Raw genomic sequence first — 11,838 nt, 5'->3', positions numbered from 1 at the left:
GGGCAAGCAGCGCCCTGTTTTGGGACAAAATAAACTGTAGTGCACTAACTAGATACCAGGCCTGAACGACGTGCACAAATGTTCCAGACAATCAGCGGCAAGCGCGCTTCACTGTTACACTTCTGTTTGAAGCCCAAGCCACCAGACTGCGATGTCCGCTGAAAACCACCACTGGATTGATCTCAAACGCGACGCCGCTACCGGCATTGAATCGCTGCGCGCGCATTTTCGCGGCCACGCCTACGACCCGCATTTCCACGACGACTACTCGATTGGCTATACCGAACAGGGCGTGCAGCAATTCAACTGCCGCCGTCAGGTGCAGCGCTCGACACCGGGTAATGCGTTTTTGTTGGAACCGGGGGAAGTACACGATGGCGAAGCGCCGCAACAGGAAGGTTTTACCTACCGCCTGCTCTATTTGCCGAAGGACTGGGTGAACACTCAACTGGCGGGGCTGTTCGACAACCTGCCCGACCAGTTCGAATGGCATGTCGATGCCACCCTGTCGAATGACCGCCGGCTGATCGGCAGCATCGCCTCGGCCTTTCTGGCGTTGCACCAGGACGAATCACGGATGGTGCGCGATGCTTGCACCGATCAGATGCTGACTCAGGCCACCGCTCATTTGCAGTGGCGCAAACGCAGCGAGGACGCACGCCAGCCTGAGTTGGCCGAGCGGGCCCGGGCTTATCTGCACGATCATATTTATCAGGACGTAGGCCTCAGCGATCTCGCTCAGGCGCTGAACACCGATCGTTTTCGTCTCAGCCGCGCCTTCAAAGCCGCTTATGGCTTGGCGCCTCATGCTTATTTGATTCAACTGCGGCTGACCCAGGCGCGACGCCTGTTAGCGCTGGGCCAAACGCCGGCCCAAGTTGCCGCCGACCTGTGCTTTGCCGATCAAAGCCATCTGGGCCGTTGGTTTCGCCGCGCCTATCAATTAACGCCCGCCGATTACCGTCGCCGCTGCACGGACCTTCCAGACTGACCACAACGGTCCCGTCACACTAAAGACTCCTATCAAGATGGTTTTTGGAGTCCGTCATGCCCTTCGCCCTGTTCGCTTTTTTCGCTGTTATCACCCCCGGTCCAACCAACCTGCTGGCATTAACCCAGGGCCAGCACGCTGGCTGGCGCAGTGTCTGGCCCTTTGCGCTGGCATCGGCGTTCGCGGCCTCGGGCATCGTGATGTTGGTGGCACTGGGTTTGGCTAACTGGCTGCTGGACACCGACTGGATTCGACTGTCACTCGCCTGGGCGGGCACGCTCTGGTTAAGCTGGCTGGCAATTTCATTGGCGCGGGCGCCGGTGAATCTGGAAGCCGACCCCAACGCCAAATTAATCAGCTGGCCGACCGGGCTGGCGCTGCAAATCGTCAACACCAAGACCTGGTTGATGGCCGTTACCATCAGCAGCCTTTTTGCTGACCCGGCGCAACCGGCGCTGCCTCAGGCGTTGCACCTGGCCGGCACGTTTTTTTCGCTGGTGATACCGGCCATCTTTTGCTGGGCCTGGCTGGGGGAAAGCGCCAATCGTTGGTTACACAGCGCCGGTCAACATCGCTGGATGAATCGATTGCTGGCGGGGGCTTTATTGGCGACGGTCTGGTCGGCGTTGGTGGCCGGGCAAATTGCTTGATGGCTGGGAGACGCTTGACGGGAGACGGGAGACGCCAGCTACGGAACCACTGAACGCGACCGCTAACTTGCGTTCAGCGTCTCCCGTTACGCGTCTCCCGTACTCAATGCCATCAACATACTCAGATGCGACAGCGACCAACCCGATTCCTCGGCCAGCTTATTAAACACTTCCTGCACCAAGCGCAGATCGCGTTTGGCGGTGGGTTTGCGCGCGACGATGCCGGCGTTGGTCAGCACCCGTACCACATCGCCGGAGAGTACAAAGGTGTCTTTGCCGGCCATACGCAATAACCGGGAGCCGCCATCGCCGCCCAGATGCGCGCCTTCTTTGGCGAGCACCTGCCATAAACCGACGATGTCGTCTTCGGGCCAGTCGGCGATAAAACGGCCAAAGCCGTCGTGCTGTTTGGAACGCTGTTGCACCAACAGGGCGTTGACCGGAATGGTTTTCATCTTGCCCCAATGGCGAATCAGGCGTTCGTCCTGCATCAGCTGTTCAAAGCGATTGTCATCAATCAGTTGGCAAGCACGCGGATCGAAACCCCAGAAAGCTTCTTCGAACGCCGGCCAGCGCGCGTCAATCACCGAATGCTTCATGCCGGCACGAAACACCCGCCGACTGATTAAACTGAGCCAGTCGGCATCGGAGCGCTTGATCAACTCATCGCGACTGGCAATAACCGGCAAACGATCGATGATGTCATCCTGATGATGATGCGCCAACGCATCGCGTTGCAGCTTGGCGAACGACAGCGTCACTCGGGCTTTGCCTCTTCCAGATTCAGCGAGGCTGAGTTGATGCAATAACGCACGCCGGTCGGTTCCGGACCATCGGGAAACACATGCCCCAGATGCGCATCGCAATTGGCACAGAGCACTTCAATGCGGTGCATGCCATGAGAAAAATCATCACGCTCGACGATGGCACTCTTGTCGAGCGACTGATAAAAACTCGGCCAACCGCAGCCATGGTCGAATTTCGTGTCGGCATTAAACAACTCACTGCCACAGCAGACACAGCGATAAATACCCGGTTTGTCAGTATCCCAATAAGCACCGGTAAAAGGACGTTCGGTGCCGGCCTGACGAGTGACGCGGTATTGCTCATCGGTCAACTGTTCACGCCATTGGGCATCGGTCTTGACGATTTTCTCGGACATGCTGGCCTCCCATAGGAAATAACAAAGCGCAGGTTTATACTCAGCTACGCAACAGACTGCCCTGGACAATGGCGTCTTTCGCCCGCCCTTCAAGGTCTGCGTCACTCAAGACCCGCAAAGCGCCCTTTATAGAAAGTGCCTCTCCGTTCGCTATACACCGCTTGGGAGTTTCATGAAAACGCTGCACAAATCGCACAAGCTGGCCAATGTGTTCTACGACATTCGCGGCCCGGTGCTCGACGAAGCTCGTCGCCTCGAAGACGAAGGCCACCGCATCCTCAAACTGAACATCGGCAATCCCAAACCTTTTGGCTTTGATGCGCCGGATGAAATCATCACCGATGTCATCCGTAACCTGCCGCAAGGCGAAGGCTACAGCGATTCCAAAGGGCTCTATTCGGCGCGCAAAGCGGTGATGCAGTATTACCAGCAGCGTGCGGTTAAGGGCGTCGAAATCGACGATATTTATCTGGGCAACGGCGTCAGCGAACTGATCCAGCTGGCGTGCATGGGGCTGATCAATAACGGTGATGAAATTCTGGTGCCGGCGCCGGATTATCCACTGTGGACCGGCGCCATTACGCTGTCCGGCGGCACGGCGGTGCACTATATCTGCGATGAACAATCGGACTGGTTTCCCGACCCGGCCGACATCCGCGCCAAGATCACCGAAAAAACCAAAGCCATCGTGCTGATCAACCCGAATAACCCGACCGGCGCTGTCTATTCCAAAGCGCTGTTGCTGGAAGTGATCGAGATCGCACGCGAACACGGACTGGTTATTCTGGCCGATGAAATCTACGACAAAATTCTCTACGACGACGCCGTCCATCATTGCCTGGCGGCGCTGTCGGACGATGTACTGACCATCACCTTCAATGGTTTATCGAAAGCCTATCGCCTGGCCGGTTTCCGCTCTGGCTGGATGATGGTCAGCGGACCGAAATATCAGGCCACCGACTTTATTGAAGGCCTGAACATGCTCGCCAATATGCGACTGTGCGCCAACGTACCGGCGCAGCATGCCATTCAAACCGCGCTCGGTGGTTACCAAAGCATCAACGACCTCATTATTCCTGGCGGGCGCATGCGCGATCAGCGCGATCTGTGCTGGGAGATGATCGATGCCATGCCGGGCTTGTCGTGCGTCAAACCCAAGGGCGCGCTCTATATGTTTGTCAAAGTCGACAAGCAGAAATTCAACTTGAGCGACGACGAACGGCTGGTGTTGGATTTATTGCGACAGGAAAAAATTCTACTGGTGCATGGACGCGGTTTTAACTGGCCGGATGTCGATCATTTCCGCATCGTCTTCCTGCCGCCTCGCGAAACGCTGCTTGATGCCATGGAACGGATGGGGCGCTTTTTCGGCCACTACCGCCAGGCTTAAAGTTCTGCCAGCAACCGGCGGCCAAGGAATTCCCCCAAGGCCGCCAGTGATTGATTGGCTTCCGGCAACCGACCGGCGTAGCTCTGCCAGACATGCCACAGCCGTGGCCACACCTCCACCTGAGCATCGACCCCGGCCGCCTGAGCACGGCGCACCAACTCAAGCGAATCGTCCAACAAGGTTTCGTAATCGCCAACGTGCACACACATTGCTGGCAGGCCACTGAGGTCGGCAAACAGCGGTGAGATACATTCGTGTTCCAAGGCATGATCTGCCGCATAACGTTCAGCCGCCAGAGCCAAACCCTCGGGTGTGGGAAAGAACGGATCGACATCAGCGCGACTGTGATGGCTGGCGCCGCTGAGCGTTAAATCGGTCCAGGGCGAGAGCAGCGCCAAGGCTGCCACGGGTAATTGTTCATCGCGCAAACGCAAGGCTGTTGCCAACGCCAGACCACCGCCGGCGGAATCACCGGCCAAGGCCACCGGTCCGTCTTTTTGCAACTGCTGATAGCTCGTTAAGGCGTCATCCAAACCCGCCGGAAAAGGATGCTCCGGCGCCAGGCGATAGTCCGGCAACCACAGACGATGACCGGCTGCCAACGCCAAATGTGCCGCCAGATTCAAATGGGTGATCGACGAGCCGGTCTGGTAAGCGCCACCGTGCAGAAACAACACCGTACCAAAGGAGCGCACCTTGGCGGGCAACAACCAACGCCCAGCCACACCAGCCAGCCTATCGACCTCGACGCGCAACTGCGCTGGCAGCCGCAACGTCATCTGAGCAAAATCTTCCTGGGCGATGCGCTCCTGCGCCAGGGTTTGACGCTCAGCACGCAGTTTTTCCATCTGGCGCTGCAATAACTGGTAATAACGTTCGGCTTTGGCACTGATCATAAACATCGTTTGAATCGCTAAAAACGGCCCCACTATAGCGGTCTTTTGCAAGCGCCGGGAACGATTTGCCAACGCTGCCACGCTGGACAAGCCATCACGCTTGACCGATGGTAATGCCTGCCCTTCCCGCCACCGAGCCACTCACTAAATGCCACTAAGCGAGGCCGCCCGTGACCGACGTTTTACTGATAGCTTTTCTATTTCTGATCGCCGGTGTATTCGCCGTGCCGATCGCCGCCCGTCTGGGGCTAGGCTCAGTGCTTGGCTATCTGCTAGCGGGCGTCCTGATCAGTCCGTTGCTGAGGGTGTTAGGCGTTGACCTAATCGCGGTACAACACTTTGCCGAGTTCGGTGTGGTGATGATGCTGTTTCTGGTCGGGCTGGAGCTTAACCCGCAACAACTCTGGGCGATGCGCCGCAAGCTGATCGGCCTGGGTGGCTCTCAGGTTGTCGTCACCACCCTCGTGGTTATGGCCATTGCCATGTTGCTGGGTCAGCCCTGGCAGATTGCCCTGGCCGTTGGGCTGGTGTTATCGCTGTCCTCTACCGCAATAGTGCTGCAAACGCTGAATGAAAAAGGCCTGATGCAAAGCGACGGCGGCAAAGCCAGCTTTGCGGTTTTGCTGTTTCAGGATATCGCCGTCATTCCGATGCTGGCGCTGATTCCGTTATTGGCGCTTGGCGACATTCACAGCAGCAGTGACGACCATGGTGCCAGCCTCAGCCTGGTTGATGGCCTGGTCGGTTGGCAGACAGCGCTGGTGACGATCGCGGCTGTCGCCTTTGTATTGGTGATCGGTAATTACCTCGCCCGGCCGCTACTGAGATTTGTCGCCAGCGCGCAATTGCGTGAGCTCTTTACCGGTGCTGCGCTGTTGCTGGTGATCGGTATCGCCTTATTGATGACCCTGGTCGGTTTATCACCGGCGCTGGGCACATTTTTGGCCGGACTGGTGTTAGGTAACAGCGAATACCGACACGAGTTGGAAGCCGATATTCAACCCTTCAAAGCGCTGCTGCTGGGCCTGTTCTTTATGACCGTCGGAGCCAGCATCAACTTTAACCTGCTGTTCGATGAATTCGCTCTGCTGCTCGGATTAACCCTGGGCCTGATTGTCATCAAGGCGCTGGTGCTGGCGGCGCTTGCCTATGCGTTCCGCATTCGCGGCTCCAACAAATACCTGACCGCCATTGCACTGGCCCAAGCCGGTGAATTCGGTTTTGTATTACTGTCGTTCAGTGTCGCCAATGCGGTCCTGCCGGCCGACATCGCCGACCGCCTGATGTTGGTGGTGGGCTTGTCGATGATTCTGACGCCGCTGTTATTTTTAGCCTTCGAACGCCTGGTGCTGCCGCGCTACAACCAACCGGAAGGCACCATGGATGAGATCACCGAACAGGGTGAAGTGCTGATTCTGGGGCACGGTCGGATGGGTGGTATCGTCAACCGGATGATGCGCGCCACCGGCTTTTCCACCACCGTCATCGACTACAGCTCAACCCAGTTGGAAATGCTGCGCAGCTTTGGTCTGCGCGTCTTTTTCGGCGACGCTACCCGGCCGGATTTGCTCAAGGCCGCGGGTATCGAAAATGCAAAAGTCGTAGTGGTCGCCATCGACAACAAAGAAGAAATCACCAAGCTGGTCAGTTACATCCACAAAACCTATCCGCACGTTCATATCACTGCCCGCGCCTTCGACCGCTTCCATGTTTACGATCTGTGGTACGCCGGTTGCCGCGATGTGATTCGTGAAACCTACGACAGCTCGGTGCGCATGGGTCGGTCAGCTATTGAAGCCATGGGCATCAGCCGCGACCGCGCGCAGTTTATTTCTGATGAGTTCGAAAAGGTGGATCGTCGCTCCATGGTGGAAGTCTCAGAACTGTGGGACCCCAGTATTCCAACCATGGAAAACCAACCCTATATCGAAAAAGTGCGCCAAATGACCCGCGACTGGGAAGAGATGCTGCAAGGCCGGCTGTATCCCACCGAGCTGGAAGAGGAAGAACAGCAGTCTGCCAAGCGCTGACCTAACACCGGGGTGGCACTGCTTCGCCACCCCGGCCGCCCTTAAACCAACTGTTTGGCTTCGACGTGCCGGGCAAAACGATCCAGAATGGCCTGCCAACCCTGACGCTGTAATTCCGCGGTATTTTGATCTTCAGTATCGAAGGTCTCTTTCACCACAACAGCATCGGGCCGCGCTTCAAATTCCACCACCACCTGACGATCGTCATCCATGCGATAGGCCAGCACCAGAGGCGCTTCAACCTGAATAAAGGTGCCTTCGAAATCAAAGCCACTGCTGCCATCGCGAGCTTCCATGCGGTAGTTGAAACGACCGCCCACGCGCAGATCAATCGTGCTGCGTGGATTGCACCAATCGTCCGAGGCAGCGTTCCACTGGTTGATGTCTTCGGGTGTGGTCCAGGCTTGCCAAACGACGTCCAGTGGCGCCTTAACCTGGGTACTGATTTCAATCTTCATGAGCGTCTCCTGTGAGTGCTACAAGGCAATCCGATTAGTAAACCGGCATTTCAGCCATAGTCGGTTCCGGCTGCAAACATTCGACAATGGCGATAAAAAAACTAGTACAGCAGCCCGATCAGTAAAACGGTCGATGCATTATAAAAACTGTGCGCCAACACTGAGGCGGTCAATCGGCCGGTATAGAGGAACAAAGCGGTGTAAATGAGTGTTGGAATCAGGATATCGATCCAATCTTGCGAGGTGACAGGCAGATGTCCGGCGGCAAAGAGCAGCACCGAAAAGCTAGTGGCAACGATAAGCCCCAAGGTGGCGCGGCGAAAACAACGCCGCAACACCCTGATCACATAGCCACGGTTAAATAGCTCTTCAGCCAGACCACCGCCGAGAATTGCCAAACCAAGATACCCCAGCCAACTGCTGTATCCGGCCTCCAGCGTCAAGCGGAGCGCAGCGATATCCGCACGTGCAGCGCCACCGGTCGACGGAATCAGCCAACCGAACTGAAGCAACAACCAGGCACCACCACCAAGCAAACCCAGGCAAATATCCCGACGCCGCCAATGCAGGGTCCAGCCAATATCAGCCAGAGTCAGACCTTGGCGGCTCAGTGAGAAACGCAGCAGCCAGACCACCGACAGCAATTGAAACAGCCCACATCCGAGCAAATTCCAACCGCTTAATCCACCGGCAAAACCAGTGATCCCAAAAAACAGATTGGGCAGAATAAAACAGCCGTATCCGAGCAGCAGCGTCAGAGCATAATTCGCCAGAATCTTGCCTCGGTTATGTGCAGTTGTAGGAACTGTATCGGTCATCACTCAGTCCGTTATTTACAAACCCATTGACCACTGCGTCGATAATGTCGAGGCACGATAATATTTTCGATAACATCCTAGGGTCGCGCCGAGCCATTAAGACTGGAACAGACCTTTAAACTGGCACTGGCTTAACCGGTTCAGCCTGAGCCATTACTGCCGAACCCGATACAGATGATAAACAATCGCCAGCAGTAGACAGGTGCAGGCCGGTAGCAGCAGGGCCATAAAACTCAGGCGCGGAAATAACCAGGCGCCAGCAACACCGCCGCTGATAAAACCAAGGATAATCAAGCTGAAGAGGACAAACTTGCGGCGATCAAAGGCCTCACCCCGACACCAGGAGCCCAGCATAATACCCAGGTCGGTAAATAATCCGGTGACGTGAGTGGTGCGCACCACAGCGCCGCTGTAGGTGGTCGCCAGGGCGTTTTGCAAACCACAGGCGGCCGACGCCAGATATTGACCCAGGTGTGAACCCTGGACGAAAAATGCTGTGGCAGCGAATAACAACAGCGCTTCGATCACCAGCAAGATTTCGTACTGGTAACCCAATTTCAGGGCACCACCGCCAGCCAGAAATCCCGACAGCAAGGCGCCGCCAAAGAAGCTGAGCAATATCAACAGCAGATGCAGACTCTGGCTCCAGGGCAGTTGCCCCAAACCCGCACCGAAGGAAGTGGCGGTGCCCGATAGATGTGACAACGCCTGATGATCCAACCCCAAAACCGCAATCGCATTGACGCAACCGGCCACCAGCGCCAAGGCAAAAGCGCCGTATTCAACCCAGGGTGGTAACCGTGAAATCATAGCTTGTGCTCAGCGTTATTCCGGTTGGCTTTGTGTCCATTGCAGAAAATCGTCAAACACCGACGGCCAATGATCAATAGCACCTTCGTCGCCCTCTTCGACATAGCTGTGGTCACAGCCCAGGCAGACGTGAAAATCGAGATTGGTTTTGCCCGCCGATAAAAACTGCACCGGTAATAAATAGGCGGTTTCGATCGGCGTGCTGTCGTCGTTGCTGGCAAACTGAGCGTAGATGGGAATGTCGAGCGCCAGTAAATCCTCCAGCGGCGCATGACGATAGGACGCCCAGCGACGATTGGTAAAACCCCAGTCATCAACCTCGGTCGAATCCGGATCGGCCAATACCGCCTGATACCATTGCAGCAAGGCGTCGATATTCTGCTGTGCCTGAGCATCGCTTTGCTGCCCCTGACGCACTGCCAACCGCTCGAACAAGGCAAACTCATAAAAATTATTCAGTACATTACCGGACCAGAAACCCAGATGGGTAATGGCCGGCTGCTCACGCGCCAAAGCCGCCGCAATCTGCGCCCCTTCAGAGTGCCCATAAACGATAATATTGCCGCCCTCAGCCAGATAGCGTTGCCGAATATCATCGATCACCGCACTGAGATCTCTGACCCGTCGCTCGCGGTAATTGGCATCGTGATAAGCCTGGGGTACCTCGAAATGTTGCCACTCACGGATACCACTCAGGGCGGGTTTTGCCACTACGGCATAGGCGGTATCGGGTGGCAGCCGCTGGTCGTCATTATTGAAAGCTTTGAAAAAGTGCGGCCCGTCTTCTTTGCGTTGGTAAAAAAATAACGGGAACGGATCGGTGCCCTGAATAAACAACACCAGATGTTGCGGCCGATCCTGCTGTTGATGCAGATAATAGTGGAAGTCATCGCCGTCAATCTGCAGCTGATGGTCGCTGTAACCGAACTGCACCAACGCCTGATTCAACAGTGCCGCCTCATCAACATCGGCCCTGGCCAGGCTGGCAGTTACTAGCCAGCACAAGACTGACACAGCCTTAACGCGCGACCTTAGCTCAGCCATAAAACCAGCAAGGCGACGGCTGCCGGTAGCGCCTGTACAAAAAGAATCTTGCGGCTGACGGTAGCGGCACCGAACACACCGGCAACAATCACACAACCCAGGAAGAAGGTTTTAATGGCCAGGCCTGCCTCACCCAATAGCAAGCCCCAGACTAAACCGGCGACCAAAAAACCATTGTACAAACCCTGATTGGCCGCCATCGACTTGGTCGTCGCTGCGTGTTCAGGCGTTAAATTAAAGGCTTTCATGCCGGCCGGTTTGTCCCACAGGAACATTTCCAAGACCAAAAAATAAGCGTGCAGAGCCGCTACCAACAAGACCAGTACATTCGCAATCCACATCATGATCAACACTCCTGTCAGGGCGGCCCAATATAGCACGCCTAAAATATTTATAGATTCTTTCCGGGAGCTCAACAAGCGTCACCGCTTGGATGTCCTGGCCTCAAAACCAGACCTGACAGCGTTGCCACAAGTGTTTATATTGACCGGCTTTTGCTGTTTAAGGAATGGACGCCATGCCCGCTCATCTGGAACTTATGTCGACCTACCTGCCAATTGCCATCCTTGTGGTGCTTGGGTTGTATTATTTACTCAGAAAACAGTCGCCGGCGCTGGCGATACTGGTAATGGTCGTCGCTATTAGCGCGGTAGCGGTCTATATCATCATCAGCTCAGGCCAGTTCCAACGACTGCTGAATCCCGATTCAATTTTGCCGTTCAGCACCCGTTTGATCACAGCTGGCCTGTCGATCTTCGCCCTGGCCGGTCTAGCCTACCTGATAAAGTATTTTTACGGTTCACTGCAGACAGCACGAACGCTGAAAAATGCAGACAGCGAAACAGTCGGAACCCTTGTCGCGATGAATTATTCCCGTATCAGCGTGAACCGGATGCGATTAATAGATGCACAAATTGAGTACCTGGGACGCAGCCAATGGTTTCGCGGTCTGCCGGCATCCTTTGGACTCAACGCTAGGGTTGGTGACCGAGTCGTGGTGCGTTACCACCGCCAGCAACCTGACAAAGCCGCTGTGGACCTGGATCGGCCAATCATGCGTGGTTAACGCTGGTCGTCCGTTTGCGGCTGAATAAAACTGAATCCATCGGGGTAGCTGTGGTAGCCATCAAAATCAGCCTTACTCAACACCACACCCTGCTGACGAGCAATGGCATAAACCATGCTGAAATGGAAAAAGAAATTTGGCAGCCCGTAATGTTGAATAAAATGCGCTTCGGTTAATTCCAGATCAGCAAACCCCGCTCGCTCGTTAATGAGTCGGGCCTCGTTCAACTCGGTCACTGCTGGCTGGCGCTGCAAATAATCACGTCGTTGCGTGACTTCCAGTAATAAAGCCAACTTACTGAGGTTTGCCTGATCAAAGTCTGGGACGGGCTGCTGTAACAGTGGGCAATAAAGACGCAGACTGTAATTCGATGCTATCCTCGCCTGCTCCGCCAATGAAAACATATCAGGCGCCAACGATGCCTGGTAACACTCCGCGGGGATTTTCTCCAACAATTGGATCAGTTGCTGGAGGTAATGCAGCAATAGTTTTTGCAGTTCAATCATCGTTATTTACCTCACAG

At 55.6% G+C, this 11,838-nt stretch carries 14 protein-coding genes; 5 read left to right on the top strand and 9 right to left on the bottom strand.

Going from position 1 to position 11,838, the window contains the following annotated elements; genetic code table 11:
- The first annotated feature begins 151 nt into the window (after positions 1-151).
- Positions 152-991 carry an AraC family transcriptional regulator gene (locus tag ACXAE6_RS12120; protein ID WP_475148226.1) on the top strand — a complete coding sequence of 280 codons (840 nt, stop codon included), beginning with the start codon at positions 152-154 and terminating at the stop codon, positions 989-991.
- 56 nt (positions 992-1,047) lie between these two features.
- The gene (locus ACXAE6_RS12115; RefSeq protein WP_475148221.1) at positions 1,048-1,641 is read left to right on the top strand and encodes a LysE family translocator; all 594 of its coding nucleotides are present in this window, start codon (positions 1,048-1,050) and stop codon (positions 1,639-1,641) included.
- 86 nt (positions 1,642-1,727) lie between these two features.
- Here the strand turns inward: ACXAE6_RS12115 and ACXAE6_RS12110 are convergent, their stop codons facing one another.
- Together ACXAE6_RS12110 and msrB are read right to left on the bottom strand one after the other, a co-directional pair.
- Entirely contained in the window at positions 1,728-2,402 is a 675-nt protein-coding gene (locus ACXAE6_RS12110) for a DNA-3-methyladenine glycosylase I (RefSeq protein WP_475148218.1), read from the bottom strand.
- On the bottom strand, positions 2,399-2,803 hold the full coding sequence (msrB, locus tag ACXAE6_RS12105; protein ID WP_475148215.1) for a peptide-methionine (R)-S-oxide reductase MsrB: 405 nt from the start codon (positions 2,801-2,803) through the stop codon (positions 2,399-2,401). The genes ACXAE6_RS12110 and msrB overlap by 4 nt, the downstream gene beginning before the upstream one ends.
- Positions 2,804-2,975: 172 nt before the next feature.
- Between msrB and ACXAE6_RS12100 the strand changes: the two genes are divergently transcribed.
- Positions 2,976-4,193, top strand: coding sequence for a pyridoxal phosphate-dependent aminotransferase (locus ACXAE6_RS12100; RefSeq protein WP_392802737.1), 1,218 nt, complete (start codon positions 2,976-2,978; stop codon positions 4,191-4,193).
- Here the strand turns inward: ACXAE6_RS12100 and ACXAE6_RS12095 are convergent.
- Positions 4,190-5,095: an alpha/beta hydrolase gene (locus ACXAE6_RS12095; protein ID WP_475148209.1), complete on the bottom strand. Its 906-nt coding sequence runs from the start codon at positions 5,093-5,095 to the stop codon at positions 4,190-4,192. The genes ACXAE6_RS12100 and ACXAE6_RS12095 overlap by 4 nt on opposite strands.
- Positions 5,096-5,259: 164 nt before the next feature.
- Here ACXAE6_RS12095 and ACXAE6_RS12090 point away from each other — a divergent pair, with 164 nt between their 5' ends.
- Positions 5,260-7,119, top strand: coding sequence for a monovalent cation:proton antiporter-2 (CPA2) family protein (locus ACXAE6_RS12090; RefSeq protein ID WP_475148207.1), 1,860 nt, complete (start codon positions 5,260-5,262; stop codon positions 7,117-7,119).
- Positions 7,120-7,160: 41 nt separating this feature from the next.
- Here the strand turns inward: ACXAE6_RS12090 and ACXAE6_RS12085 are convergent, their stop codons facing one another.
- The 5 genes from ACXAE6_RS12085 to ACXAE6_RS12065 all read right to left on the bottom strand — a co-directional run bounded on the left by ACXAE6_RS12085 (position 7,161) and on the right by ACXAE6_RS12065 (position 10,593).
- Positions 7,161-7,577, bottom strand: coding sequence for an SRPBCC domain-containing protein (locus ACXAE6_RS12085; protein WP_475148202.1), 417 nt, complete (start codon positions 7,575-7,577; stop codon positions 7,161-7,163).
- A gap of 101 nt (positions 7,578-7,678) precedes the next feature.
- On the bottom strand, positions 7,679-8,395 hold the full coding sequence (locus ACXAE6_RS12080) for a lysostaphin resistance A-like protein (protein ID WP_475148199.1): 717 nt from the start codon (positions 8,393-8,395) through the stop codon (positions 7,679-7,681).
- Positions 8,396-8,548: 153 nt separating this feature from the next.
- Positions 8,549-9,205, bottom strand: a complete 657-nt coding sequence (locus ACXAE6_RS12075; RefSeq protein ID WP_475148194.1) for a YoaK family protein — start codon at positions 9,203-9,205, stop codon at positions 8,549-8,551.
- A 15-nt stretch (positions 9,206-9,220) separates the two neighbouring features.
- A complete protein-coding gene (locus ACXAE6_RS12070) occupies positions 9,221-10,210 on the bottom strand; it encodes an alpha/beta fold hydrolase (RefSeq protein ID WP_475148190.1) in 990 nt (329 codons plus the stop codon).
- A 26-nt stretch (positions 10,211-10,236) separates the two neighbouring features.
- Positions 10,237-10,593, bottom strand: coding sequence for a DUF1304 domain-containing protein (locus ACXAE6_RS12065; protein ID WP_475148186.1), 357 nt, complete (start codon positions 10,591-10,593; stop codon positions 10,237-10,239).
- 173 nt (positions 10,594-10,766) lie between these two features.
- Between ACXAE6_RS12065 and ACXAE6_RS12060 the strand changes: the two genes are divergently transcribed.
- A complete protein-coding gene (locus ACXAE6_RS12060) occupies positions 10,767-11,315 on the top strand; it encodes a DUF3592 domain-containing protein (protein ID WP_475148182.1) in 549 nt (182 codons plus the stop codon).
- Here the strand turns inward: ACXAE6_RS12060 and ACXAE6_RS12055 are convergent.
- Complete coding sequence (locus ACXAE6_RS12055; protein WP_475148180.1) at positions 11,312-11,821, bottom strand: DUF1993 family protein; 510 nt, start codon at positions 11,819-11,821, stop codon at positions 11,312-11,314. The genes ACXAE6_RS12060 and ACXAE6_RS12055 overlap by 4 nt on opposite strands.
- Positions 11,822-11,838 lie beyond the last annotated feature (17 nt).

The organism is Saccharospirillum sp. ABV4_185 (assembly GCF_056159245.1).
Note: the sequence above shows the minus strand (reverse complement) of the source record. Positions and strands in the feature narration are given on the sequence as shown.